Genomic DNA, 25,763 nt, shown 5'->3' on the forward strand with positions numbered 1-25,763 from the left:
CGGCGCTGGCTAGCGTGGCCGGGTGCGGCTTTTCCTCTCCGACGACGCGGGTGTCAGCGAGCTCACCGACGGCCACCAGCCGATCATCCGGTTTGCGGCGCCCGACCTGCAGCGCGCGCGACGGGTCCGGGCCCGCATCCGGTCGGGCCAGGAGGACCTCGCGGTGATCCTGGACGTGACCGTCGCCGTCGCCGGTGACTTCCGGTCGGCGCGCAGCGCGTTCGAGGCCGCTGCGCAGACCGGCCTGGCCGGTGACACGATCCGCTACGCCGGCACGGTGGCCGGCCTGGTGGGTCTCATCGGAGACATCGAGTCGGCGGGCGTGGCCGACGGGGTGACGCTGATCGCGGCGTCGGACCGCCAGGACCTCGGCCGGATCGGGCGTGACGTGCTGCGCGCGCTCGCGTCCCGCGGTCAGGCCCGCGCGTCCTGAAGCGCCTCGTCGATCAGCCGGGCGTACCGCTGTGACCGGGCGGTGCCCGTCGTGCCCTGCCCCATCTTGTTCATGACGTAGGCGAACGTCGCGCGTCGGTCGAGGTCCATCACCACCAGCGAGCCGCCCCAGCCGCCCCACCAGCACACCCGGCCGGCGGGCACGGCGCGCACGCTCTCGGGTGTGGACAGCCCGAAGCCGATGCCGAAGCGCAGCGGCACCCCGAGCACCAGGTCGGTGCCGCGGGACTGCTCGGCGAAGATCAGGTCGACCGTGCCGGAAGACAGCAGCCGCATGCCGTCGACGCCGCCGCCCAGCGAGATCGCCCGCAGCGCCCGCACCAACCCGCGCGCGTTGCCGTGCCCGTTGGCGCCGCCGATGTCGGCCTGCCGCCATCGCGCCGTCTCGGCGACCGTGACGCCATACGCGCCGGGCGGGAAGGCCGCGAACGTCTTGACCGCGGGGTGATCGGGAGGCAACCGGTCAAGCCCGCGGTCGCGCGGCGGCGGCGCGACGAGCTGCGCGATCCGCGGTTCGTCCGCTTCGTGCGCGCCGATCTGGACGTCGGCGCCCAGCGGGCCCGCGATCTCGTCGCGCACGAAGTCCTTCAGCGTGACGCCGGTGATCCGGCGGATCAGCTCGCCGATCAGGTGGCCGTAGTTCATCGCGTGGTAGCCCGACGCGGTGCCCGGCGGCCACCACGGGGCCTGGTTCGCCAGGTGGGCCGTCGCACCCTCCCAGTCGTAGATCTGCTCGACGTCGAAGGGCACCTGCCACCCCGACACCCCGGAGGTGTGCGAGAGCAGGTGGCGCACCTCTATCGCGTCCTTGCCGTTGGCGGCGAACTCCGGCCAGTACGACGCGACCGGCGCGAAAGGATCCAGCTGGCCGCGGTCGACGAGGATCAGCGCCGCCAACGCGGTCAGCGTCTTGGTGCACGACCAGAAATTGACGATCGTATCCTGTTGCCAGTCAACGGTTTTCGCGCGATCTGCGGAGCCGCCCCACAGGTCGGCGACGAGCTCGCCGTCGACGTCGACCGCGATCGATGCGCCGAGCTCCTCACCGGTGGCGAGCTCGGTGGCCAGCGCCTCGGCGAGGCGGTCGAACCGCCGGTCCCAGCGACCCTGCACGGCACCACTCATGGGCCGAGCCTAAGCGGTCACCAGTTGTCACCAGTTGTCGTAGCCGCCCTCCGGGCCGAGCATGCGTTCCAGCCGGGTGCGGTTGATCCGGGCGAGTTCGTTGCGCACGATCTTGCGTTCGGTCTCGTAGTCGTTGAGCATCCGGTCGCGCAGCGTGGCGAGCACGTCGTCAGCGCGGTAGCCGTTGACGAACATCACGAAGCCGAACCCGAAGTGGTCGAGGTACGCCTTGGACGCCGCGGCCAGCTGGGCCATCATCTCCGGGCGCTCGTCGCTGATCGCGCACTGCTCGGCCTTGCACTTCTCGCTGCCGGGGCGCCGACCGACGTCCGGGTAGGCCTGCAGGATCGAGTCGATCGAGTCCTCGGCGAGTGCGAACAGCAGCGAGTCGGCGCAGCGGAACAGCTGGTCGTGACTGTCGAAGGGACGCTGCCGGGCCAGGTCGGCGGCCAGCGGGACGCTGTAGCAGCATTCGTAGACCGCGTGCACGGCGCGGCGCATCGGCATCGCATTGAATGCCTCGAGCCCGATCCCCTGATGCAGCAGCACACCGCAATGATCGGGTCTTCAGGGAACGGCGGCGTTACGCCGTGTTACGGGCACGCTAATTCCCGCGGCGGCCCCCGCACGAGATCCACTTTTTGTAGCGACTTACTCGCACTTCTGCTGCAAAAGGTGGATCTCGCCACCCTCCCTCGGTGCCCCTTGGTCGGCCTCCTCAACGCGGCTCGTTCCTCGCCGCTTGATCGTCGGCCTCAGTGCCCTTTGGTCGGCCTCCTCAACGCGGCTCGTTCCTTGCCGCTTGATCGTCGGCCTCAGTGCCCCTCGGTCTTGAACCTCTCGATCGACCGGTTCACCTCGGCCTCGGCCTCTTCACGACCCACCCAGTCGGCCGCCTTGACGAACTTGCCCGGCTCGAGGTCCTTGTAGTGGACGAAGAAGTGCTTGATGCCGTCGAGTTCGAAGTCCGAGATGTCGCTGAGGTCCTTGATGTGCTCCCAGCGCGGGTCGTCGGCGAGCACGCACAACACCTTGTCGTCGCCGCCCTTCTCGTCGGTCATCCGGAACATGCCGACCGGGCGGGCCTCGACGATGCATCCGGGGAACAGCGGCTCGGGCAGCAGCACGAGCGCGTCCAGCGGGTCGCCGTCCTCGCCGAGGGTGTCCTCGATGTAGCCGTAGTCCGCCGGATAACCGAACGCGGTGAACAGGTAGCGGTCCAGCTTCACCCTGCCGGTGTCGTGGTCCACCTCGTACTTGTTGCGCGAACCCTTGGGGATCTCGATGAGAACGTCGAACTGCACCGGGAGGCTCCTTCGGGTGACGGGCGATCAACAGGGGCGGAATCACCTTAATCCGGAGCGATACGCTGCTGTAGCGGGGTGGCTTTCGACCGATCGAGGGACAGGGGAAGTATGCGGCCCACTCGATGGCGGCGGTCCACCTATGTGGTGGTGGGGGCGGTGGTCGCCGTGCTGGTGGTGGTCGTCGTGGCCGCGGCCGCGCTGCTGGTCGGCCGACAGACCTCCGAGGCCGTGGCCGTCAAGCCCGCGCCCGCGCCGGCCACGGCCGATCCGGGAGTGGTCCCGGTGCCCGACACCGCCGACGCGCCGACACCGGCCGGGCTCGCCGCCGTGCTCAGGCCCGTCCTGGCCGATCCGAACCTCGGTCTGTTCACCGGGCGCATCACCGACGCGATGACCGGCGACGAGCTGTGGGCTCAGGGCGCGCACGTGCCGATGCAGCCCGCCTCGACGAACAAGCTGCTGACCACCGCCGCGGCGCTGCTGACGCTGGACCGCGACGCCCGGCTGACGACGCGCGTCGTGACCACCTCGCCCGGCGTCGTCGTGCTCGTCGGCGGGGGTGACCCCACGCTGTCGGCCGCCCCGCGCGGGGTCGACACCTGGTACCGCGACGCCGCCCGCATCGTCGACCTGGCAGATCAGGTGCGGCGCAGCGGGGTCACGGTCAGGACGGTGCAGGTCGACGTCAGCGCCTACAGCGGCCCGACCATGGCGCCCGGCTGGGACCCGCTCGACATCGACGGCGGCGACATCGCGCCGATGGAGGCGGTGATGCTCGACGGCGGCCGCACCCAGCCGGTCACCGTGGAATCGCGGCGGTCGCGCACTCCGGCACTCGACGCCGGCCGTGCGCTGGCCGTCGCGCTCGGGGCCGACCCGGCGACGGTCAGGGTGCTGCCGTCGGCGGCCCGGGGCCGGGAGATCGCGTCGGTGCAGTCACCGCCGCTGATGCAGCGGCTGCGCGACATGATGAACGCCTCGGACAACGTGATGGCCGAGTCGACCGGCCGCGAGGTCGCCGCCGAGACGGGCCGCCCGCAGAGCTTCGCCGGTGCGGCCGGCGCCGTGCTCGGCGCGCTGGACGACGCCGGGATCGACACCGGTGCGGCGCGCCTGCTGGATTCCAGCGGGCTTTCGGTCGACGACCGGCTGACCGCCGAGACCCTCGACGAGGTGGTGGGCGCCGCCGCCGGCGACGACCATCCCCGGTTGCGCCCGCTGCTCGACCTGCTGCCGATCGCCGGGGGCAGCGGCACGCTGTCCAACCGCTACCTGGACTCCGCAGGGCGCGGCGCCGCGGGATACCTGCGCGCCAAGACCGGATCCCTGACCGCCACCAACTCGCTGGCCGGCATCGTCACCGACTCCAGCGGCCGCGTGCTCACGTTCGCGCTGCTGTCCAACCAGGCAGGCCCGAACGGGCGCACCGCGCTCGACGCCTTTGCCGCGACACTGCGGACGTGCGGGTGCCGAACATGAATCAGCGTCGCGGACATGGTTTTTCGGTGGGCAACGCGGTGGACTGGAACCTGGCCGCCTCGTTCGGGGGCAAGCTGGCACGCCCCGAGCCGCCGGCCACGGACTACACCCGCACCCAGGCGGTGACGCAGCTGGCCGAGTCGGCGCGCGCGGCGGAGATCCCGGTGCGCGAGGTGACCGGTCTGGCCGAGGGCGAGGGAATCCCGGAGGCGCGCATCGTGAACCGGCCGGACTGGATCCGCGCCGCCGCGCACTCGATGCGGGTGATGACGGGCGGGCACGACGCGGCGGCCAAGCCCCGTGCCATCAGCGGGCGCATCGCCGGGGTGCAGACGGGTGCGGTGCTGGCGTTCGTGTCGTCGGGGATCCTGGGGCAGTACGACCCCTTCGGCGACGGCGGGCAGGAGCGCGGGGGTGGTGAGCTGCTGCTGGTGTATCCCAACGTGATCGCCGTGGAGCGTCAGCTGCGCGTCGACCCCGCCGACTTCCGGATGTGGGTGTGCCTGCACGAGGTCACCCACCGCGTGCAGTTCCGCGCCAACCCCTGGCTGGCCGGGCACATGTCCGGCGCGCTCGCGGTGCTCACCGAGGAAAGCGCCGAGGAGATGACCAAGGTCGTCGGTCGGCTCGCCGAATACGTCCGCGACCGTCGGTCCAACACCGAAGAGGCAGAACCCAATTCGGCCGGCATCCTAGGGCTGGTGCGGGCTGTGCAGTCGGATGCGCAGCGCGAGGCCCTTGACCGGCTGCTGGTGCTCGGGACACTGCTCGAGGGTCACGCCGACCATGTGATGGACGCGGTCGGGCCTGCCGTGGTGCCGTCGGTGGCGACGATCCGGCGACGGTTCGACCAGCGCAGGCACCGTCGGCAGCCGCCGCTGCAGCGGCTGCTGCGCGCGCTGCTCGGCGTCGACGCGAAGATGGACCAGTACACCCGGGGCAAGGCCTTCGTCGACCACGTGGTGTCGACGGTGGGCATGGAACGGTTCAACGTGATCTGGACCGGTCCCGACACCCTGCCGCTGCCCGCGGAGATCGACGAGCCGCAGCGATGGATCGACCGGGTGCTGTAGCGCAGTTGCGCGCGGCGCTGCGCCGGTTCACCGGGGAGCACGCGGTCGACGGCGAACGCTGGTGTGTCGCGCTGTCCGGTGGTCCGGACTCGCTGGCGCTGACCGCGGTCGCCGCCGCGATGAGGCCGACGACGGCGCTGATCGTCGACCATCGCCTGCAGGCCGGCTCGCACACCGTCGCGGCGACCGCGCGCGAGCAGGCGCTGATGCTGGGATGCGTTGCGGCGCAGGCGCTCTGCGTGGACGTCGGCACCGAGGGCGGCCCCGAGGCGGCGGCCCGGACGGCGCGGTACGCCGCCCTCGACCATGCCCGTGCGGGCGCACCGGTGCTGCTGGGGCACACGCTCGACGACCAGGCCGAGACGGTGCTGCTCGGCCTGGGCCGCGGATCGGGCTCCCGGTCGATCGCGGGCATGCGGCCCCACGATCCGCCGTGGTGCCGGCCGCTGCTGGGGGTGCGGCGCAGCGTCACCCACGCCGCGTGCGCCGAGCTGGCGCTGACACCGTGGCAGGACCCGCACAACGCGGACCCTCGCTACACCCGGGTGCGGTTGCGGACCGAGGTGCTGCCGACGCTCGACGAGGTCCTCGGCGGCGGCGTCGCCGAGGCGCTGGCCCGCACCGCGACCGCACTGCGTGAGGACAACGACGCACTCGACGGTCTCGCCGGTGACGTCGCGGCCGGCCTGGATCCCGGTGCGGACCTGCCGGTCGCGTCGCTCACGTCGCTGCCGGGGGCGCTGAGACGCCGGGTGATCCGGCGCTGGCTACTGGCCGGCGGCGCGGCCGGCCTGACCGACGGGCAGATCCGGGCGGTCGACACGCTGGTCACCGCGTGGCGCGGGCAGGGCGGGGTGGCCGTGCCGAGCCCGTTGTCGCGGCAGCGGTTGTTCGCGGGCCGGCGCGGCGGTGCGCTGACGCTCTACCGCGAGCCGGTGGCCGACTGAGCACCGCTACGCTCTAGGCGTGCCTGCGCATGCTGCGGAAATGTATCCCGGCGACATCAAGTCGGTGTTGCTGTCCGAGGAGCAGATCCGGTCCAAGACCGCCGAACTCGCAGCGCTGATCGCCGCCGACTACCCGACGCCCGGCCCGGGCGGGCAGGACCTGCTGCTGATCACCGTGCTCAAGGGCGCGGTCATGTTCGTCACCGACCTGGCCCGGGCCATCCCGCTGCCCACCCAGCTCGAGTTCATGGCGGTCAGTTCCTACGGTTCGTCGACGTCGTCGTCGGGCGTGGTGCGCATCCTCAAGGACCTCGACCGCGACATCAACGACCGCGACGTGCTGATCGTCGAGGACATCGTCGACTCCGGGCTGACGCTGTCGTGGCTGCTGCGCAACCTCGCGACGCGCCACCCCCGCTCGCTGCGGGTGTGCACGCTGCTGCGCAAGCCCGACGCCGTGCGCGCCGACGTCGAGATCGAGTATGTCGGCTTCGACATCCCCAACGAGTTCGTCGTCGGGTACGGCCTGGACTACGCCGAGCGCTACCGCGACCTGCCCTACATCGGCACGCTGGACCCCAAGGTCTACGAAGACTGACTCCCAGACGCCCAAACCGACGTTTGGGCGCGAAAGTGCGAGAAGTTCTCGCCATTTCGTCGAACTGGACGCAGGATCAGAGCCATGCCCGAGACCGCGCTCCGGATCTGTCCCTTCTGTGAGGCCACCTGCGGCCTGAGCCTGACCATCGACGACGGCCGGGTCGTCGGGGCCCGGGGGGACCGCGACGACGTGTTCAGCGCGGGCTTCATCTGCCCGAAGGGCGCGAGCTTCGGTGAACTCGACAACGACCCCGACCGCCTGCGTGCGCCGCTGGTCCGGCGCGACGGCGTCCTGACCGAGGCGACGTGGGAGGAGGCGTTCGCCGCGATGGCCGACGGTCTCGGCGCGGTGCTGCGCGACCACGGCGGCGCGTCGGTCGGCGCCTACCTCGGCAACCCCAACGCCCACACCGTGGCCGGCGCGCTGTACCCGCCGCTGATCATCCGCGGCCTCGGCACCCGCCAGGTGTTCTCGGCGAGCACGCTCGACCAGATGCCCAAGCATGTGTCGCTGGGGCTCATGTTCGGCAGCCCGGTCGCGTTCACGGTGCCCGACCTGGACCGCACCGACTATCTGGTGATCATCGGCGCCAACCCGCTGGTGTCCAACGGCAGCCTCGCCACCGCCGCCGACTTTCCCGGCAAGCTGCGCGCGCTCCGGAAACGCGGCGGGCGGCTCGTCGTCATCGACCCGGCCCGCACCCGCACCGCCGAGCTCGCCGACCGTCACCTCGCGCCGCGCCCCGGCACCGACGCGGCACTGCTGTTCGCCGTGGCCCACGTGCTGTTCGACGAGGACCTGGTCGCGCTCGGCGCGCTGGCCGAGCACGTCGCCGGCCTCGACGAGGTCCGCGCGCTGGCCCGCGACTTCGCGCCGGAGACCGTCGCCGGGTACTGCGGCGTCGACGCCGAGGACATCCGGACGCTGGCCCGCGAGCTCGCGGCGGCACCCAGCGCGGCGGTGTACGGCCGGATGGGCACGTCGACGGTCGAATTCGGCACGCTGGGCAGCTGGCTCGTTGACGTCGTGAACGTCCTCACCGGCAACCTGGACCGGCCCGGCGGCGCGATGTTCCCCTGCTCGCCCGTCGCGCCGGCGCCGCGTGGCCACCGGCCCGGCCGCGGATTCGCCACCGGCCGCTGGCGCAGCCGCGTCTCCGGTCGCCCCGAGGCGCTGTCCGAGCTGCCCGTCGCGGTCCTCGCCGAGGAGATCGAGACGCCGGGGGAGGGGCAGATCAAGGCGATGATCACGATCGCGGGCAACCCGGTGCTGTCGGCGCCCGACGGCGAGCGGCTCGACCGGGCCCTGGACTCTGTCGCGTTCATGGTGAGCGTCGACCCCTACCTCAACGAGACGACCCGCCACGCCGACGTGATCCTGCCGCCCCCGCCGCCGTCAAGCGCGCCACACTTCGACTTCGCGCTCAACGGGCTCGCGGTCCGCAACAACGCCCGGTACTCGCCGCCCGCCCTGCCGCTGCAGGGCCGGCCCGACGAGGCGGAGATCCTGTCGCGGATCGCGCTGGTGATCTATGGGCTCGGCCACGACGCGGACCCCTCGCTGGTCGACGAGCAGGTCATCGCCACCACGCTGGCCAAGGAGACCGCCGATGCCGGGTCGCCGGTGGCCGGGCGGTCGGTCGACGAGCTGACCGCGATGCTGCCCGACGGGCCCGGGTACGAGCGCCGGCTGGACATGATGCTGCGGCTGGGGGTATACGGGGACGCGTTCGGCGCGCGGCCCGACGGGCTGACGCTGAAGCGGCTCGAGGACGCGCCGCACGGCATCGATCTCGGCCCGCTGCAGCCGCGCCTTCTCGACGTGCTGCGTACGCCGTCGGGCCGGATCGAACTCGCTCCGCCGCCGCTCGTCGACGACGCGGCCCGGCTGCGCGCCGCCCTTGGCTCACCCACCGAGGGGTTCGTGCTGATCGGCCGCAGGCATCTGCGCTCCAACAACAGCTGGATGCACAACCTGCCCGCGCTGTCGGGCGGCACGAACCGGTGCACGCTGCGGATGCATCCCGACGACGCGGCCGACCTGGGCGTCACCGACACCGCGGTCGTCAAGGGCGCGGGCGGCGAACTGGTGGTGCCGGTCGAGATCACCGAGGACATCCGCCGCGGCGTGCTGTCCCTGCCCCACGGCTGGGGCCACGACCGTGCAGGCACCGGTCAGCAGCTGGCGGCCGGCCAACCCGGCGTCAACGTCAACCAGCTCAACGACGGCTCGGTGCTCGACCCCCTGTCGGGCACCGCGGTGCTCAACGGACTCCCGGTCACGGTCAGTACGACTAGCTGAGTTCCCAGACCACCGTCACCGAGAATCCGACGGTCTGCTGCCCCGGCTCGAGCGGAACCGCGGCCTCCATCGCCCGCGGCGCCGCGGGCATCGGCACCGGCGGCGTCGGACCGGCGGACTCGGAGATCGAGATGACCTTGCCCAGGTCCAGCCCGGAGAGCTGGGCGTACTGGGCGGCGCGGTCCTTGGCGTCTTCGAAGGCCCGCGCGCGGGCGTCGCGGACCAGCTGGGAATCATCCTCGATCGAGTAGCTGATGGAGTTGATCCGGGTGGCGTTGCCGCCGGTGCTGACGATCAGGCCGATCGCGTCGGAGGCCTTGGCGAGGTCACGGATGGTGACGGTGATCGAGTTGGTGGCGCGGTAGGCCGAGATCGTGGTGCTGTCGCTGCCGTACTGCGGCTGTAGATCGGCCGCGGTGGTGGCGATGTCCTTGCGGTCGATGCCGGCGCCGACCAGCGCGTCGATGACGGCCTTCTGGCGCTCGTTGGTCTGGTTCATCGCGCCGGTGGCGTCGGGCGCGAGGAACTCCATCGACGCGTTGACCGTCAGCGTGTCGGGGGTGCCCTGCACCTGGCCGGCGCCGACGACGGTCACCTGCCGGGTGTCCGAGCCCGGTGTCAGGGACTGTCCGCTCTGGGCGTCGCACCCGGCCAGCGTCACGGCGATGACGCCCGCCGCGGCGACGGCGAGGGGGAACCGGGTGGACGTGGCGCGGGCTGCGATCGGCATGGCTGGCACACTAGCCCGCCGATCGGTGCCTGCGGTGTCACTCCTGGCGGTGCCGCCCCCAGCGGTGCGGGGTGGACGCCTTCGGCGTGCTGGACGCCGTGGTGTCACGCTTGGGTGTCTCGGCGGCCTCGGGCGTGTCGGTCGTGGTCGACGGGGTATCCGCGGGTTCCGCGGACGGCTCGTCCGTCTGCGCCGGATCTGCAGACTCCTCGGTGACGGTCGAGTCCTCCTCGGCGGCAACCTTTTTGGAGAACAACGTGCGGCGCGGCGGCTTGCTGACAGGCTCGTCGGCGGTGACGGACGCCTCCGTGAGGGCCGAAGTCGTGACGGACGCCTCCGTGAGGGCCGAAGTCGTGACGGCGGACGTCGTGACGGTGGTGGTGACCGCGGTGTCGTCGGTCGACGCCGGCTCCTCGGGCGGTGCCGTGGGCTCGGCGGGCGTGGTCAGGTACGGGCGGTCGTAGGCGCTTTCGATGATCTCCTTCAGCGGCTCGTTGAGCGCGTCGGCCACTGCGGTCATACCGAGCATCCGGAGCGGCGCCAGCAGGGGCAGATTCTGGGTTGATACGAACACGTAGGTTGTGTTGCCTTCTGTCCACACCACATTGTCCGGATCACTTAAATCGACCCCGGTGTAGTTGAGGTGTATGGGGGACAACGCACCCGCAGCGACATTAGCCAGAGCGAGCAGATTGAAAGGATTGTCCGGCCAATCCGCTATGGGATCGTACTGACGCACGATATCGATTACCTGGTACTCACTCGGCGGATCGGCCGGCTCAATTCCGCCGTAAGCCCGTTTGGGATTGCCAATCAGTACGAACGACAACTCATTCGCGGAAGGAGCGGTGGGATCGCCGGCATGCTCGGCCATCCACTCAAGAGCCGCCATCGCTCCGTCGCTGTAGCCGAGTACGACGGTAGGCGTTCCAGGACTGATGCCAAGAGTGGACGTGTCCATCAGCCGGTCGTTGAGCGCAGCAGCCCCGCTCGCGGTGAAGAAAGAAAGATAGGGCACTGCCTCGCAACTATTGCTCTGGCAGAGCGCGCCACGCAGTTCAGAGTCGAGGGACATGATGGGCCAGAGGGGACCGATGGTGAGGACCCTCGCCGGCATTGGGGTCGGCTCTACCGCAGCTGCTTCGGCAGCAGGAGCCCCCAGCGGCATCAGAGCTGCGATCACGGCCAGCGGCGGAATGCTCTGTCGCAACCCGCTTCGCGGAATGCGTGGACGAGTCGCCGTCAGGGCATGCTTTCGGCCCGACCCTATACCGCGCAGCGACTCCTCGAGATCGGCGATCACCGCGACGAGCAGCGCATCGCGGTCGTCGAAGTGGCCGGACAACTCGGCTTCGGTGACCCCGGCCGCTGCGGCGACCTCGGCCATGCTCGCCGTCGTACCCAGATCGGTGAACGCCCGGCGCGCCGCCGTGATCAGTTCGCCCCGGTCGAGCCGCGCATTCTGACGTCCGCGCCGCTTTGCTGTGAAGCCCATGTCAATTCCCCCCGGTGAAGTGCGCCCCGTCCCGCAGCAAACATACCCACCGGTGAGGCACATCACACCTCAGACGCGAAGGAACGCGGTCAACAGACGGCTGACCTCCTCCGGCCGCTCCTCGGTCAGCCAATGCCCGGCGCCGTCCAGCAGCACCTCCCGGTACGGGCCGGTCACCACTTCGCTGGCGCGGTGGCGCGGCGTGTATGCCAGCGTCGCGTCGGCGGCGCCCCCGATGAACAGCGCGGGCACCTCGATCGTCGCGGCCGGGGTGTCGGCGGTCAGCTCCCAGTTGCGGTCGAAACAGCGGTACCAGTTCAGGGGAGCGGTGAAGCCGTGGCGGGCGAATGCCTCGGTGTAGACGTCGAAGTCGGCCTGGCCGAGCCATCCGGGAAGGGCCCCCGGATCGGGGATGCGGTCCAGGAGCCCGTCGGGTCCGGGCGCGAGCATGCGCAGCGCGGCGGCCTCGTCGCCCGTCGGCTGGGCGGCGAACAGCTTGCGCAGCGTCGTCGCCGGGTCCCGTCCCAGCTCGGCGTCGGCGGGGCCGGGCTGCTGGAAATACAGGATGTAGAAGAACCGGTCGCCGAACAGCTTGCGGAACGCCTCCGTGGTCGGGACGCGGGAGCGGGGCACCGGGGGCAGGCTGAGGCCGGCCACGGCCGAGAACCGGTCGGGGTGCAGCAACGGCGCCGCCCACGCGACGACGGCGCCGAAGTCGTGGCCGACCACCGCGGCGTCGTCGGCGCCGACCTCGTCGAGCAGGCCGACGACGTCGTTCACCAGTTCGGTGACCGTGTACGACTCGATCGCTGCCGGCTGATCGGAGCCGCCGTAGCCGCGCTGATCGGGGGCCAGAACGTGGAAACCGGCGTCGGCCAGTGCCCGCACCTGATGGCGCCACGTGTACGCCAGTTCCGGGAAACCGTGCAGCAGCACCACCGCGGGCGCACCCGGGTCGCCGGCCTCGGTCACCCGAAGCGCGACCCCGTTCGTGTGCACCGTCCGCATTCGCACGCCACTACTTTCGCCGAACGTGCTCCCACCGTCGTCCAAAGCGCCGAATCGCGACGGGGAATGCAGGTTCGGTGCCAGAACGCCGTCGGGAACTGCCGGACGTTGGTCTAGCGGTAGCCTTGACTATTCCAGCTGCGCGTATTGGAAGGATTTGGCCGGAGGCCCCGCCGCCGGCCGCACTCTGATGAACCGGACTCATGCATGAACCGTAAGAATGTGATCCGCACGCTCACGGTGATCGCCGTGGTGCTACTGCTCGGGTGGTCGTTCTTCTACTTCAGCGACGACACCCGCGGCTACAAGCCCGTCGACACCTCGGTCGCGACGGCGCAGATCAACAGCGGGAACGTCACCAGCGCGCAGATCGACGACCGCGAACAGCAGTTGCGCCTGGAGCTCAAGGACGGCAACGGCGACACCGAGGACAGCACCAAGATCATCACGAAGTACCCGACCGGGTACGGCGTGCCGCTGTTCGAGGCGCTGCAGGGCAAGAACGTCAAGACCAACACCGTGGTCAACCAGTCCAGCGTGCTGGGCTCGCTGCTGATCTACCTGCTGCCTCTGCTCCTGCTCGTGGGTCTGTTCGTGATGTTCTCCCGGATGCAGACCGGCGGGCGGATGGGCTTCGGCTTCGGCAAGTCGAAGGCCAAGCAACTGGGCAAGGACATGCCCAAGACCACGTTCGCCGACGTCGCGGGCGTCGACGAGGCGGTCGAAGAGCTCTACGAGATCAAGGACTTCCTGCAGAACCCCAGCCGGTATCAGGCGCTGGGCGCCAAGATCCCCAAGGGCGTGCTGCTCTACGGCCCGCCCGGCACCGGCAAGACGCTGCTGGCCCGGGCGGTTGCCGGCGAGGCCGGTGTCCCGTTCTTCACGATCTCCGGGTCGGACTTCGTCGAGATGTTCGTCGGCGTCGGCGCCTCCCGGGTGCGCGACATGTTCGAGCAGGCCAAGCAGAACAGCCCCTGCATCATCTTCGTCGACGAGATCGACGCGGTCGGCCGTCAACGCGGTGCCGGCATGGGCGGCGGCCACGACGAGCGCGAGCAGACGCTCAACCAGCTGCTCGTCGAGATGGACGGCTTCGGCGACCGGCAGGGCGTCATCCTGATCGCGGCCACCAACCGGCCCGACATCCTCGACCCCGCGCTGCTGCGGCCCGGCCGCTTCGACCGCCAGATCCCGGTGAGCAACCCCGACATCGCGGGTCGGCGTGCCGTGCTCAAGGTGCACTCGGCCGGAAAGCCGATCGCCCCCGACGCCGATCTCGACGGCCTGGCCAAACGCACCGTCGGCATGTCGGGCGCCGACCTGGCCAACGTCATCAACGAGGCCGCCCTGCTGACCGCGCGCGAGAACGGCACCGTCATCACCGGCGCCGCGCTCGAGGAGGCCGTCGACCGTGTCGTCGGCGGGCCGCGCCGCAAGGGCCGCATCATCAGCGAGCTCGAGAAGAAGATCACCGCCTACCACGAGGGTGGGCACACGCTCGCGGCGTGGGCGATGCCCGACATCGAGCCGATCTACAAGGTGACGATCCTGGCCCGCGGCCGCACCGGCGGGCACGCCGTCGCCGTGCCCGAGGACGACAAGGGCCTGATGACCCGCTCGGAAATGATCGCCCGCCTGGTGTTCGCGATGGGCGGCCGCGCCGCCGAGGAACTGGTGTTCCGCGAGCCCACCACCGGTGCGGTGTCCGACATCGAGCAGGCCACCAAGATCGCCCGCGCGATGGTCACCGAGTACGGCATGAGCTCGAAGCTCGGCGCGGTGCGCTACGGCACCGAGCACGGCGACCCGTTCCTGGGCCGCACGATGGGGACGCAGGCCGACTACAGCCACGAGGTCGCCCAGATCATCGACGACGAGGTGCGCAAGCTGATCGAGGCGGCCCACACCGAGGCCTGGGAGATCCTCACCGAGTACCGCGACGTGCTCGACACCCTCGCCGGTGAGCTCCTCGAGAAGGAGACGCTGCACCGGGCGGAGCTCGAGGCCATCTTCGGTGACGTGAAGAAGCGGCCCCGCCTGACCATGTTCGACGACTTCGGCGGTCGTGTCCCGTCGGACAAGCCGCCGATCAAGACGCCCGGTGAGCTCGCCATCGAGCGCGGTGAGCCGTGGCCGAAGCCGGTGCCGGAGCCAGCGTTCAAGGCCGCTATCGCCCAGGCGTCCAAGGCGGCCGCCGAGGCCGCACACCGCAACGGCGGCAACGGCAGCAACGGCGCCAACGGCGCGCCGGCCGGTGGCCAAACCCAGCCGGATTACGGTGCGCCCGCCGGCTGGCACGCCCCCGGCTGGCCGCCCCCGCCCCAGCAGGGCGGACCGCAGCAGAACCAGCCGTCGGGCTACTGGTATCCCCCGTCGGGCTACCAGGGCGCTCCGCCGCCGTACTATCCGCCTTACCATCAGCCCTACCCGCAGCCCGGTCCGCCGGATACGGGGCAGGGCCAGGAGGGCGGCCGGGACAACGGTCGCGACAACGGGCGCGGCAATCCGCCGGGCAACGGGTGACAGAGGAGACCTCGATGACGCGGTCGCAGGACGGTTCGGCCACGCTCACCACTCCGGTATTCGACCAGGCCCGCGCGGAAGCCGCGGTGCGCGAGCTGCTCATCGCGGTCGGGGAGGATCCCGACCGGCACGGGCTGGTGGACACCCCGGCCCGGGTGGCGCGCGCCTACAAGGAGATCTTCGCCGGTCTCCACACCGACCCGGACGACGTTCTCAACACCACGTTCGACGAGCAGCACGACGAGCTCGTCCTGGTCAAGGACATCCCGATGTACTCCACTTGCGAGCATCACCTGGTGTCCTTCCACGGTGTCGCGCACGTCGGATACATCCCCGGCCGGGACGGGCGGGTCACCGGCCTGTCCAAGCTGGCCCGCGTCGTCGACCTCTATGCCAAGAGGCCTCAGGTCCAGGAGCGGCTGACCACCCAGATCGCCGACGCGTTGATGCGCAAGCTGGATCCGCTCGGTGCGATCGTGGTGATCGAGGCCGAGCACCTCTGCATGGCGATGCGCGGAATCCGCAAGCCGGGCGCGCGCACCACGACATCGGCCGTGCGCGGACAGTTCAAGATAGACAAGGCATCTCGCGCCGAAGCCCTGGAACTGATCTTGCGGAAGTGACCACCGCCAGCCTCCCGCCCTCCACACCGACGAGCGTGGCTGTGATGGGGGTCGTCAACGTCACCGATGATTCGTTCTCCGACGGTGGGTTGTATCTCGACCGGGACCGCGCCGTCGCGCACGGCGTCGAGCTGGTCGATCAGGGCGCGGCGATCATCGACGTCGGCGGCGAGTCGACCCGGCCCGGCGCCAGCCGCGTCGATCCGGCCGTCGAGACGGGGCGGATCCTGCCGGTGATCGCCGAACTCGCGGGCCACGGCGTCACCGTCAGCGTCGACACCATGCACGCGGGGGTGGCCCGCGCGGCGCTGGAGAGCGGGGCGCGCATCGTCAACGACGTCTCCGGCGGGCAGGCCGACCCGGACATGGTGCGCGTGGTCGCCGACGCGGGGGTGCCCTGGGTGCTGATGCACTGGCGGTCGGTCGCCAGTGCCCGCCCGCACGAGGTGCCGTCCTACCGCGACGTGGTGACCGAGGTGCGCGACGAACTGATGGCCGGAGCCGACGCCGCGGTGCGCGCCGGCGTGGACGCGGACAAGCTGATCCTCGACCCCGGCCTCGGGTTCGCCAAGACCGCGCAGCACAACTGGGCGCTGCTGGCCGCGCTGCCCGAATTCGTCGCGACCGGTATCCCGATCCTGGTCGGCGCGTCGCGCAAACGTTTCCTCGGCGCACTGCTGGCCGACACCGACGGGCAGCCCCGCCCGCCGGGCGGCCGGGAGACCGCGACAGCGGTGATCTCGGCGCTTGCCGGCTGGCACGGCGCGTGGGGAGTGCGGGTGCACGACGTCCGCGCGTCGGTCGACGCGCTGGCGGTGGTGGCGGCCTGGAGACAGGCGGGGCAACAGGCGGGACGGCATGGCTGATCGAATCGAACTGCGCGGCTTACGCGTTCGCGGCAACCACGGGGTTTTCGACCACGAACGCAGGGACGGGCAGGACTTCGTCGTCGACATCACGGTGTGGATCGACCTGCAGGCCGCGGCGGCCAGCGACGACCTCGCCGACACGCTCGACTACGGCGCGCTCGCGCAGCGCGCCGCCGGCATCGTCGCCGGCCCGGCGCGGCAGCTGATCGAGACCGTCGCCGCGGAGATCGCCGAAGACGTGATGGGCGACCAGCGGGTTCATGCCGTCGAGGTGGTGGTGCACAAACCGGCCGCGCCGATTCCACTGGACTTCGCCGACGTCGCCGTCGTCGCGCGCCGGTCCCGGCGCGGCGGGCGCGGGGCGGCGCCGCAGTGACGTCGGTGGTGCTCTCGATCGGCTCCAACCTCGGGGACCGGATGGCGCATCTGCAGTCGGTCGTCGACGGCCTCGGCGACACCGTCACCGCGGTCTCACCGGTGTACGAGACCGACGCGTGGGGCGGGGTGGAGCAGGGTGCGTTCCTCAACGCCGTTGTGTTGGCTGATGATTCGACCTGCGATGCGTACGGTTGGCTACGTCGTGCGCACGAACTCGAGGACGCCGCGCAGCGGGTCCGCGAGCAGCGGTGGGGACCGAGGACGCTCGACGTGGATCTGGTGGTGGTGCACGACGGCAGCGATGAGGCCGGCGTCGAAGTCACCGTCGACGACGACGTCCTGACCCTGCCGCATCCGTATGCGCACGTGCGTGCGTTCGTGCTCATGCCGTGGCTGGCGGTCGATCAGGAGGCGACGCTCACCGTCGCCGGAAGGCCGACCGGCGTGGAGAAGCTGCTGGCCGCCGTCGACCCGGCCGAACGCGCCGGGGTGCGGCGCACCGGGCACGTGCTGCGGTTCGGGGCCGCGAGCTGATGGGGCCGACGCGCAAGCGGGACCTGACCGCCGCCGTGGCCGCCGCGGCTGTGCTGGGTTACCTGCTGGTGCGTGCCGCCTACCGGTACTTCCCGCCGATCACCGTGTGGACCGGGATGTCATTGCTCGGCGTCGCGATCGGCCTCGGTGGGTGGGGCTTCTACGTGCGGGCGCGGATCCGGGATGCCGAGATCGGCGTGGGCCGCGGCCGGCTCCATCCCCTCGCGGTCGCCCGGTCGGTGGTGATCGCGAAGGCCGCGGCGTGGATGGGTGCCGTGGTGCTCGGGTGGTGGCTGGCCGTGTCGGCCTACGTGCTGCCCCGGCGGGGCACGCTGCGGGTGGCCGCGGCCGACTCCCCGGGCGCGGTGATCGCCGCGTTGTGCGCGCTGGCGCTGGTGGTGGCCGCGTTGTGGTTGCAGCATTGCTGCCGGTCTCCCGACGACGCGCCCCCGGACGCTGACCCGGCGCCGGGCTGACCCGACACCCTCCTCAACCTGCCGAATCGCCGGAGAGGTCGACACGCGCGACGACCTGTGGCGGGTACAGTCGGCCCATGACCGATCCGACCCGCGGCGCCAGGATCCGGCGCGGTGCCCGTCGGCCCGGTTGGATCCTCACGACGGCTTTGCTGGTGCTCGCGATCGCCGCCAGTTCTGCCTTGGTTTTCACCAATCGCGTGGAGCTGCTCAAGCTTGCTGTGATCCTGGCGCTGTGGGCGGCGGTGGTCGCCGCGTTCGTGTCGGTGATCTACCGGCGGCAGAGCGACACCGACCAGGCCAAGGTTCGTGACCTCAAGTTGGTCTACGACCTGCAACTGGAACGGGAGATCTCGGCGCGTCGCGAATACGAACTGTCCGTCGAGTCGCACCTACGGCGCGAGCTCGCCGCCGAGTTGCGCGCCCAGTCCGCCGACGAGGTGGCTGCGCTGCGCGCCGAGTTGGCCGCGCTGCGCGCCAATCTGGAATATCTGTTCGACGCCGACCTGTCGCACCGGCCCGCGATCGAGACCGATCGTGCTGCGGCGCAGTCGTTCACCGAATGGGGGCCGCGCCCCGACAGCACCGGTCGCGTGCGCAGCAGCCGCATCGACACCGAGGAGACCGCGATTCTCGACGAGATCGACGAGCACTCCCCGGACACCGAGGAGAGTCCGATCATCGACGTCCCCGCCGAGCCGCACCCACCGGAGGACGCCTGGCCTCCCGCGGACGAGCCCGCCGGGGGCGCACACCGGCGCGCCGGTGCGCGCGAACCCGGCCCGGCGCCGTGGGCGCCCCCGCCGCCACCCGAGACACCGCCGCCGCCACCGCAGTTCCCGTGGCTGCCACCCCCGGCGCCACCGCAGGCGCCGCCCGAACCAGCACCCGAACCCGAACCCGCCCCGTCACCGGCGGCGGCACAGTCGACACCTGCATGGCAGCCGGCGCCCGCCGAGGGGCAATACATCCCGGCCGGTGAGCCGGGAAGCAACTGGGTCGCTCCGCCGGCGAACGGAATCGCGCCGGAGTACGTCGGCCGCAGGCGGGCACCCGACACCGAACCCGACACCGAACCCGAGGCGGAGCCGCCGCGGGGCCGGCACTCGTCGGCCGCCGAGACACCCGAGCCCGAGGCCGAGCCCGTCCCCGAGGACACCGACGACGACCGCGACGGGGGTGCCCACACCGGCGGCCAATCGGTTGCCGAGCTGCTGGCGCGGCTGCAGGCCACACCGTCGGGCGGGGGTCGGCGCCGACGCCGCGAGGACTGATCTCGGCGCTGCGTTAGGCTGTGGCCGACCGTCCGGTACCCGCGCCGCGGGACCGGAACGAACACTTCGAAACCAGCGAGGTCGTCTGCAATGGTGCAGCCCCCGGTCGGTGGGAATGCTCCCCATGACGGGCTCCGCCCGGCCCGGCTCACCGTCGGCGTCATCTCGGCCGGCCGGGTGGGCTCCGCGCTCGGCGCGGCACTGGAGCGGGCCGAGCACGTCGTCGCGGGGTGCGCCGCCGTGTCGAACGCGTCGCGCGCCCGCGCTGCGCGGTGGCTGCCCGACACGCCCGTGCTGCCGGTCGACGAGGTCGCCGCGCGCGCCGAGCTGCTTCTGCTCGCGGTTCCCGACGCCGAGCTGGCCGACCTGGTAGCGGGTCTGGCGGCCACCGGCGCGGTGCGGCCCAACACGATCGTGGCCCACACCTCCGGTGCCAACGGCATCGCGGTGCTCGCGCCGCTGGCCGAGCGCGGCTGCATCACGCTGGCCATCCATCCGGCGATGACGTTCGCCGGCGCCGACGAAGACGTCGACCGGCTGCGCGGCACCTGTTTCGGGATCACCGCGGCCGACGAGATCGGGTACGCGATCGCGCAGTCGCTGGTGCTCGAGATCGGCGGAGAGCCGTTCCGGGTGCGTGAGGACGCCCGCACGCTCTATCACGCCGCGCTCGCGCACGGCAGCAATCACGTGGTGACCGTGGTGCTCGACGCGCTCGAGGCGTTGCGGGCGGCGCTGTCGGGCCAGGAACTGCTGGGCCAGGACCTGGTCGCCGACGCGCCGGGCGGGCTGGCGGAACGGATCATCGGTCCGCTGGCGCGGGCGTCGCTGGACAACGCGCTGCGGCGCGGGCAGCGCGCGCTGACGGGCCCGGTGGCCCGCGGCGACGCACGCGCCGTGGCCGCCCACCTGGAGGCGCTCGACGAGGCGGATCACGAACTGGCAGAGGCGTATCGAACGAATTCGTGGCGGACGGCGCAACGGGCCAGGGCCCCGCGCGCCGTCTTCGACGTGCTGGCGGAGGCGGAACAGCGATGATCACCGGTAAGGCGCCGAAATTCTCGGCCGGTCAACTGAACGTGTACGCGCGGCCGCGCGACGTCTCCGACGTGACCCTGGCGCTGCGCGCCACGGGACGTCGGATCGTGTTGGTGCCGACGATGGGTGCCCTGCATGAGGGACACCTCACGCTGATCCGCGCCGCCAAGCGCGTGCAGGGCGCGGTGGTGGTGGTGTCGATCTTCGTCAACCCGCTGCAGTTCGGCGCCGGTGAGGATCTCGACGCGTATCCGCGCACCGTCGACGACGATCTCGAGGCGCTGCGGGCCGAAGGGGTCGAGATCGCGTTCACTCCGACCGAGGACGACATGTACCCGCAGGGCAGGCGCACCACGGTGCTGCCAGGGCCGCTCGGTGCCGAACTCGAAGGTGCTTCGCGGCCAACCCATTTCGCCGGTGTGCTGACCGTGGTGCTGAAGCTGTTCAACACCGTGCACCCGAACCGCGCCTACTTCGGCGAGAAGGACTACCAGCAGCTGACGCTGATCCGGCAGATGGTCACCGACCTGGATCTCGGCGTCGAGGTGATCGGAGTCCCGATCGTGCGGGAGGCCGACGGGCTGGCGATGTCGTCGCGCAACCGCTACCTCGATCCGGTGCAGCGCGAGCAGGCCGGGGCCTTGTCCGCCGCGCTGCTGGCCGGCATGTACGCCGCGGCCACCGGGGTGCCCGCAGCGCTGGACGCCGCCCGCGCGGTGCTCGACGAGGTGCCCGCGCTCGCGCTGGACTACCTGGAAGTGCGCGACCCGATGCTCGGGCCGGCTCCCGCCGAGGGGCCCGCACGGATGCTGATCGCCGCGAAGCTCGGGGCCACCCGACTGCTCGACAACATCGCGATCGACGTCGGCGCCAGTGCCGGCATTGACGGCCACCCCCGCACCCCCAGCGGTGAGAGCCACGAATTACCCTGGAGGAATTGATGTTCCGCACGATGCTCAAGAGCAAGATCCATCGCGCGACCGTGACGCAGGCCGATCTGCACTATGTGGGATCGGTGACGGTCGACGCGGACCTGATGGATGCCGCCGACCTGATCGAGGGGGAGCAGGTCACCATCGTCGACGTCGACAACGGCGCCCGGCTGGTCACCTATGTGATCACCGGTGAGCGTGGCAGCGGGGTGATCGGGATCAACGGCGCCGCAGTACATCTGGTGCACCCCGGGGATCTGGTGATCCTGATCGCCTACGCGGTGGTCGACGATGCGGAGGCCAGGGCGCTGCAGCCGCGGGTGGTGTTCGTCGACGCGGACAACAGGGTCGTCGAGCTCGGGAGCGATCCGGCCCGGGTTCCGGCGCACGCGCCGGATCTGTTGTCGGCGAGGTGATCTGCGGTGCTTCTCGCGATCGACGTCCGTAACACCCACACCGTCGTCGGCCTGATCTCCGGCAGCGGCGACCATGCCAAGGTGGTCTCGCACTGGCGGATCCGAACCGAGTCCGAGGTCACCGCCGACGAGCTCGCGCTGACCATCGACGGGTTGATCGGGGACGACGCCGAGCGGCTCACCGGCGCCGCGGGCCTGTCCACGGTGCCGTCGGTGCTGCACGAAGTCAGGGTGATGCTCGAGCAGTACTGGCCCTCGGTGCCGCATGTGCTGATCGAACCCGGTGTGCGCACCGGCATCCCGCTGCTGGTCGACAACCCCAAGGAGGTCGGGGCCGATCGCATCGTCAATTGCCTTGCCGCATACCAGAAGTACGGCACCGCCGCGATCGTGGTCGACTTCGGGTCGTCGATCTGCGTCGACGTCGTGTCGGCCAGGGGGGAGTTCCTCGGCGGCGCGATCGCCCCGGGGGTGCAGGTGTCCTCGGACGCCGCGGCGGCCCGTTCGGCGGCGCTGCGGCGCGTCGAGCTGACTCGCCCGCGCTCGGTGGTCGGCAAGAACACCGTCGAGTGCATGCAGGCCGGTGCCGTGTTCGGGTTCGCCGCCCTGGTGGACGGTCTGGTCAGCCGGGTGCGCGAGGACGTCGACGGGTTCGGCGGCGACGACGTCGCGGTGGTGGCGACCGGCCACACCGCACCGCTGGTGCTGCCCGATCTGCGGACCGTCGAGCACTACGACCGGCACCTGACGCTGGACGGGCTGCGGCTGGTGTTCGAACGCAACCGTGACGGCCAGCGGGGAAAGCTCAAGCAGGCCCGCTAGCTAAAAATACGTCCGGATCAGGTCGACGACGCGGTCCTCGGCGTCGAGCACGGGGATCAGCCGCCATTTGTCGAACACGGTGCAGGGGTGCGAGATCCCGAACCGTAGCCACTGACCGACCTCGGCGGCGTCGCGACCACCGAGCCGCAGGTTCGCGTGCTGGTCGTACAGCGTGGTCAGCGCGCTGCCGGGCAGATCCAGCGGCACCGGCAGACCCTGGTCGAATCCGACGTCGCGCCGGCCCATCGCCACCACCGCCAGCTCCGGCTCCGGCCGGGACACCACCGGGCCGCGGACCTCGAACGCGGGCCGCAGCCCGTCGCCGCCGTCCCGGGTCAGCGGCGACGTCCGCGCGTAGATCCCGTGATCGTGGGTCAGGTAGCAGCCGCTGCGCAGCACCGTGCGCACCGGGAGGTCACCGGGCCAACCGGTCAGCGCGTCCGCGACCGCGTCGAAATAGGTGCTTCCGCCGGCGCTGACCATCATCGACTCGGTCTGCACCAGCGGCGCCAGCCCGATCGCCGTCTCCCGCAGCAGCCGGAGGTGATCGGCCACCACGTCGTGCGTTTGCGGTGTCAGAGCCTGGCCGACGGCGGCCTCGTATCCGGCCACCCCCGCCAGCCGCAGCCGCGGGGAGGCCGCGACGGCGCGGGCGACGGCGTCGACGTCGTCGCGACTTCGGCAGCCGCTGCGGCCGCCGGGAATCCCGACCTCGACGCACACGTCGAGCGGCCGGCTCGTGCCGCCCAGCCCCGCGGTCATCAGCTCGACGCCGCGCACCGAGTCCACCCAGCAGGTGAACCCCAGCTCCGGGTGCGCGTCCAGTTCGGCGCCCACCCACGCCAGTCCGGCGCGGTCGACGAGTTCGCCGGCCAGCACCAGCGCGGCGACGCCGAAGGCGCGGTAGACGGTCGCCTGAGTCACCGTGGCCACGGTGATCGCGCAGGCCCCGGCTGCGAGCTGGCGGGCGGCCAGCTGCGGCGCCATGTGCGTCTTGCCGTGTGGCGCCAGGTCGACGCCGCGGTCCCGGCACCATGCCGCCATCGTCGCGAGGTTGTGCGTCAGCGCCTCGGCGCGCAGCACGCACACCGGGCCGGGGGCCTCGTCGTCGGACCACCGCGGTCGCTCGGCGACGATCTCGGCGGCCCTGCGACCCCACCACTGGACGGGGACGCCCTTGAACCTCCAGTCCAGCGGCTCGTCGGCAGCTGCGGGCATGGTCATCCGTTCATTTAAGCTGGCACGTCGTGACCGACGAATCCGGCAACGCAGATCTCGCCAGCGACATCCCCGAAGACATCCCCGAGCAGTTCCGGATCCGTCAGGCGAAGCGCCAGAAGTTGCTCGACGAGGGTCGCGAGCCCTACCCCGTCGAGGTGGCCCGCACCCACACCCTCGCCGAGGTGCGCCAGGCGTTCCCCGCACTCGCCGCCGACGAGACGACCGGCACGTCGGTCGGGGTGTCGGGCAGGGTCGTCTTCGCTCGCAACTCCGGCAAGCTGTGCTTCGCGACGCTGCAGGAGGGCGACGGCACCCAGCTGCAGGCGATGATCAGCCTCGACCGCGTCGGCCAGGAGTCGCTCGACGCGTGGAAGGCCGACGTCGACCTCGGTGACATCGTGTTCGTCCACGGCGAGGTCATCAGCTCGCGCCGCGGCGAATTGTCTGTGCTGGCCGATTCCTGGCAAATTGCGTCGAAGTCGTTGCGACCATTGCCGGTGGCGCACAAGGAGATGAGCGAAGAGGCGCGGGTGCGGCAGCGCTACGTCGATCTCATCGTGCGCCCCGAGGCCCGCACGATCGCCCGCCAGCGCATCGCCGTCGTGCGTGCCGTGCGTTCGGCCCTGGAGCGGCGGGGTTTCCTGGAGGTCGAGACGCCGATGCTGCAAACGCTGGCCGGCGGCGCGGCGGCGCGTCCGTTCGTCACCCACTCCAATGCGCTCGACGCGGATCTTTACCTGCGCATTGCCCCGGAACTTTTTCTCAAGCGTTGCGTCGTCGGCGGTTTCGATCGGGTTTTCGAGTTGAATCGGGTGTTCCGAAACGAAGGCGCCGATTCCACGCATTCCCCCGAATTCGCGATGCTGGAGACTTATCAGGCCTACGGCACGTACGACGATTCCGCGGTCGTGACGCGGGAACTCATCCAGGAGGTCGCCGACGAGGCGATCGGCACGCGGCAGGTGACTTTGCCCGACGGAAGTGTCTACGACCTCGACGGCGAATGGGACAGCGTCGGAATGTATCCGTCTTTGTCCGAGGCGCTCGGGGAGGAGATCACGCCGCAGACTCCGGCCGAACGGCTCTGGCAGATCGCCGACCGACTCGGCGTCGAGATTCCCCGTGATCGCGGATATGGACACGGAAAATTGGTCGAGGAACTGTGGGAGCACGCGGTCGGCGACACTTTGTGGGCACCCACATTCGTCCGCGACTTCCCAGTGGAGACCACGCCGCTGACCCGCGAGCATCGGAGTATCGACGGGGTCACCGAAAAATGGGATCTCTACATTCGTCACATCGAACTCGCGACCGGCTATTCCGAACTCATCGATCCGGTGATCCAGCGGGAAAGGTTCGAGGCGCAGGCACGTGCCGCCGCCGCGGGCGATGACGAAGCAATGGCTCTCGACGAGGACTTTTTGTCGGCGCTCGAGTACGGCATGCCCCCGACCACGGGTACCGGAATGGGCATCGACCGCCTGCTCATGGCGTTGACCGGGCTGTCGATTAGGGAGACGGTTTTGTTCCCGATTGTTCGTCGGCACGGCTACTGAACCGCCCCGATTGTCGCGTTGTTGAATGGAAAGCCCATTTATGGCAGATTGATGCCGGGGATTGGGAGCCTAGCGAGCATTAATGGTCGCGCAGCGCGTACAGAAGGGCACTGGCCATGGCCAAGAAAGTCACCGTCACCCTCGTCGACGATTTCGACGGTGAAGGCGCCGCCGACGAGACCGTCGAATTCGGTCTCGACGGAGTGAGTTATGAGATCGACCTGTCCGCCAAGAACGCCACCAAACTCCGCAATGATCTGAAGCAGTGGGTCGAGGCGGGCCGTCGGGTCGGTGGCCGTCGCCGCGGCCGTGCGGTCGGCACCGGCCGGGGCCGCGCCGCCATCGACCGCGAGCAGAGCGCGGCGATCAGGGAGTGGGCGCGCCGCAACGGTCACAACGTCTCCACCCGCGGCAGAATCCCCGCCGACGTCATCGACGCGTTCCACGAAGCAACGTAAAGGCTGGTTGCCGGCAGACTTTTCCACGGCGGTCGTTCGCTAACGGCGAACCCGTCGGCGTCCACGGGCCGAAACGAAATCCGCGCCGGGCGCGTTGGTCAGGACAGTGCCGGGTGGTCACCGC

26 protein-coding genes are annotated in these 25,763 nt (G+C 70.7%); 19 read left to right on the top strand and 7 right to left on the bottom strand.

Features of this window, described 5'->3' with window-relative positions; all coding sequences use genetic code 11:
* Nucleotides 1–22 precede the first annotated feature (22 nt).
* Complete coding sequence (locus G6N45_RS07530; RefSeq protein WP_163721286.1) at nt 23–433, top strand: hypothetical protein; 411 nt, start codon at nt 23–25, stop codon at nt 431–433.
* On the opposite strand, the gene G6N45_RS07535 is transcribed toward G6N45_RS07530, so the two are convergent.
* The 3 genes from G6N45_RS07535 to G6N45_RS07545 all read right to left on the bottom strand — a co-directional run bounded on the left by G6N45_RS07535 (nt 415) and on the right by G6N45_RS07545 (nt 2,882).
* Nucleotides 415–1,578 carry a serine hydrolase domain-containing protein gene (locus G6N45_RS07535; protein ID WP_163721288.1) on the bottom strand — a complete coding sequence of 388 codons (1,164 nt, stop codon included), beginning with the start codon at nt 1,576–1,578 and terminating at the stop codon, nt 415–417. The genes G6N45_RS07530 and G6N45_RS07535 overlap by 19 nt on opposite strands.
* A gap of 27 nt (nt 1,579–1,605) precedes the next feature.
* On the bottom strand, nt 1,606–2,127 hold the full coding sequence (locus G6N45_RS07540; protein ID WP_163721290.1) for a 2-oxo-4-hydroxy-4-carboxy-5-ureidoimidazoline decarboxylase: 522 nt from the start codon (nt 2,125–2,127) through the stop codon (nt 1,606–1,608).
* Nucleotides 2,128–2,393: 266 nt separating this feature from the next.
* A complete protein-coding gene (locus G6N45_RS07545) occupies nt 2,394–2,882 on the bottom strand; it encodes an inorganic diphosphatase (RefSeq protein WP_057149380.1) in 489 nt (162 codons plus the stop codon).
* A 111-nt stretch (nt 2,883–2,993) separates the two neighbouring features.
* Between G6N45_RS07545 and dacB the strand changes: the two genes are divergently transcribed.
* The 5 genes from dacB to G6N45_RS07570 all read left to right on the top strand — a co-directional run bounded on the left by dacB (nt 2,994) and on the right by G6N45_RS07570 (nt 9,286).
* On the top strand, nt 2,994–4,364 hold the full coding sequence (dacB, locus tag G6N45_RS07550; protein ID WP_163721292.1) for a D-alanyl-D-alanine carboxypeptidase/D-alanyl-D-alanine endopeptidase: 1,371 nt from the start codon (nt 2,994–2,996) through the stop codon (nt 4,362–4,364).
* Nucleotides 4,361–5,437 (top strand): Rv3626c family coenzyme F420 biosynthesis-associated protein, encoded by a 1,077-nt coding sequence (locus G6N45_RS07555; RefSeq protein ID WP_163721293.1) that lies wholly within the window; start codon nt 4,361–4,363, stop codon nt 5,435–5,437. The genes dacB and G6N45_RS07555 overlap by 4 nt, the downstream gene beginning before the upstream one ends.
* Nucleotides 5,416–6,384 carry a tRNA lysidine(34) synthetase TilS gene (tilS, locus tag G6N45_RS07560; RefSeq protein WP_163721295.1) on the top strand — a complete coding sequence of 323 codons (969 nt, stop codon included), beginning with the start codon at nt 5,416–5,418 and terminating at the stop codon, nt 6,382–6,384. Before G6N45_RS07555 ends, tilS begins: the two co-directional genes overlap by 22 nt.
* Before the next feature lie 40 nt (nt 6,385–6,424).
* The gene (gene hpt, locus G6N45_RS07565) at nt 6,425–6,982 is read left to right on the top strand and encodes a hypoxanthine phosphoribosyltransferase (RefSeq protein WP_179965352.1); all 558 of its coding nucleotides are present in this window, start codon (nt 6,425–6,427) and stop codon (nt 6,980–6,982) included.
* An 84-nt stretch (nt 6,983–7,066) separates the two neighbouring features.
* Nucleotides 7,067–9,286, top strand: a complete 2,220-nt coding sequence (locus G6N45_RS07570) for a molybdopterin-dependent oxidoreductase (RefSeq protein WP_163721300.1) — start codon at nt 7,067–7,069, stop codon at nt 9,284–9,286.
* Here G6N45_RS07570 and G6N45_RS07575 read toward each other — a convergent pair.
* The 3 genes from G6N45_RS07575 to G6N45_RS07585 form a co-directional block, all read right to left on the bottom strand.
* A complete protein-coding gene (locus tag G6N45_RS07575) occupies nt 9,279–10,016 on the bottom strand; it encodes an SIMPL domain-containing protein (RefSeq protein ID WP_163721302.1) in 738 nt (245 codons plus the stop codon). The two genes, G6N45_RS07570 and G6N45_RS07575, sit on opposite strands and share 8 nt — an antisense overlap.
* A gap of 37 nt (nt 10,017–10,053) precedes the next feature.
* Nucleotides 10,054–11,511, bottom strand: a complete 1,458-nt coding sequence (locus tag G6N45_RS07580; protein WP_163721304.1) for a PE-PPE domain-containing protein — start codon at nt 11,509–11,511, stop codon at nt 10,054–10,056.
* A 69-nt stretch (nt 11,512–11,580) separates the two neighbouring features.
* Nucleotides 11,581–12,519, bottom strand: coding sequence for an alpha/beta fold hydrolase (locus G6N45_RS07585; RefSeq protein WP_163728019.1), 939 nt, complete (start codon nt 12,517–12,519; stop codon nt 11,581–11,583).
* Nucleotides 12,520–12,726: 207 nt separating this feature from the next.
* Between G6N45_RS07585 and ftsH the strand changes: the two genes are divergently transcribed.
* The 11 genes from ftsH (at nt 12,727) to G6N45_RS07640 (ending at nt 22,404) form a co-directional block, all read left to right on the top strand.
* Nucleotides 12,727–15,042, top strand: a complete 2,316-nt coding sequence (gene ftsH, locus G6N45_RS07590; RefSeq protein WP_163721306.1) for an ATP-dependent zinc metalloprotease FtsH — start codon at nt 12,727–12,729, stop codon at nt 15,040–15,042.
* A 14-nt stretch (nt 15,043–15,056) separates the two neighbouring features.
* A complete protein-coding gene (gene folE, locus G6N45_RS07595; RefSeq protein WP_163721309.1) occupies nt 15,057–15,665 on the top strand; it encodes a GTP cyclohydrolase I FolE in 609 nt (202 codons plus the stop codon).
* A gap of 44 nt (nt 15,666–15,709) precedes the next feature.
* Nucleotides 15,710–16,531 carry a dihydropteroate synthase gene (gene folP / locus G6N45_RS07600; protein WP_163728022.1) on the top strand — a complete coding sequence of 274 codons (822 nt, stop codon included), beginning with the start codon at nt 15,710–15,712 and terminating at the stop codon, nt 16,529–16,531.
* Nucleotides 16,524–16,910, top strand: a complete 387-nt coding sequence (gene folB / locus G6N45_RS07605; RefSeq protein WP_163721311.1) for a dihydroneopterin aldolase — start codon at nt 16,524–16,526, stop codon at nt 16,908–16,910. Before folP ends, folB begins: the two co-directional genes overlap by 8 nt.
* Entirely contained in the window at nt 16,907–17,446 is a 540-nt protein-coding gene (gene folK / locus G6N45_RS07610; protein ID WP_163721313.1) for a 2-amino-4-hydroxy-6-hydroxymethyldihydropteridine diphosphokinase, read from the top strand. The genes folB and folK overlap by 4 nt, the downstream gene beginning before the upstream one ends.
* Complete coding sequence (locus G6N45_RS07615; protein ID WP_163721315.1) at nt 17,446–17,922, top strand: DUF3180 domain-containing protein; 477 nt, start codon at nt 17,446–17,448, stop codon at nt 17,920–17,922. Before folK ends, G6N45_RS07615 begins: the two co-directional genes overlap by 1 nt.
* A 77-nt stretch (nt 17,923–17,999) precedes the next feature.
* Nucleotides 18,000–19,196 (top strand): DUF6779 domain-containing protein, encoded by a 1,197-nt coding sequence (locus tag G6N45_RS07620; RefSeq protein ID WP_163721317.1) that lies wholly within the window; start codon nt 18,000–18,002, stop codon nt 19,194–19,196.
* A 90-nt stretch (nt 19,197–19,286) separates the two neighbouring features.
* Nucleotides 19,287–20,234: a Rossmann-like and DUF2520 domain-containing protein gene (locus tag G6N45_RS07625; RefSeq protein ID WP_163721319.1), complete on the top strand. Its 948-nt coding sequence runs from the start codon at nt 19,287–19,289 to the stop codon at nt 20,232–20,234.
* Nucleotides 20,231–21,175, top strand: coding sequence for a pantoate--beta-alanine ligase (gene panC / locus G6N45_RS07630; RefSeq protein ID WP_163721321.1), 945 nt, complete (start codon nt 20,231–20,233; stop codon nt 21,173–21,175). The genes G6N45_RS07625 and panC overlap by 4 nt, the downstream gene beginning before the upstream one ends.
* Nucleotides 21,175–21,582: an aspartate 1-decarboxylase gene (gene panD, locus G6N45_RS07635; RefSeq protein WP_163721323.1), complete on the top strand. Its 408-nt coding sequence runs from the start codon at nt 21,175–21,177 to the stop codon at nt 21,580–21,582. Before panC ends, panD begins: the two co-directional genes overlap by 1 nt.
* A gap of 6 nt (nt 21,583–21,588) precedes the next feature.
* Nucleotides 21,589–22,404: a type III pantothenate kinase gene (locus G6N45_RS07640; protein ID WP_163721325.1), complete on the top strand. Its 816-nt coding sequence runs from the start codon at nt 21,589–21,591 to the stop codon at nt 22,402–22,404.
* Here G6N45_RS07640 and G6N45_RS07645 read toward each other — a convergent pair whose 3' ends face one another.
* A complete protein-coding gene (locus G6N45_RS07645; protein WP_163721327.1) occupies nt 22,405–23,628 on the bottom strand; it encodes an alanine racemase in 1,224 nt (407 codons plus the stop codon). It abuts the gene before it with no gap.
* Nucleotides 23,629–23,651: 23 nt separating this feature from the next.
* Here G6N45_RS07645 and lysS point away from each other — a divergent pair, with 23 nt between their 5' ends.
* Both lysS and lsr2 read left to right on the top strand, forming a co-directional pair.
* Nucleotides 23,652–25,181: a lysine--tRNA ligase gene (lysS, locus tag G6N45_RS07650; protein ID WP_163721328.1), complete on the top strand. Its 1,530-nt coding sequence runs from the start codon at nt 23,652–23,654 to the stop codon at nt 25,179–25,181.
* A gap of 116 nt (nt 25,182–25,297) precedes the next feature.
* Nucleotides 25,298–25,639: a histone-like nucleoid-structuring protein Lsr2 gene (gene lsr2 / locus G6N45_RS07655; RefSeq protein ID WP_043413060.1), complete on the top strand. Its 342-nt coding sequence runs from the start codon at nt 25,298–25,300 to the stop codon at nt 25,637–25,639.
* Nucleotides 25,640–25,763 lie beyond the last annotated feature (124 nt).

Origin of the sequence: Mycolicibacterium psychrotolerans, from assembly GCF_010729305.1 — a bacterium.
GTDB lineage: Bacteria > Actinomycetota > Actinomycetes > Mycobacteriales > Mycobacteriaceae > Mycobacterium > Mycobacterium psychrotolerans.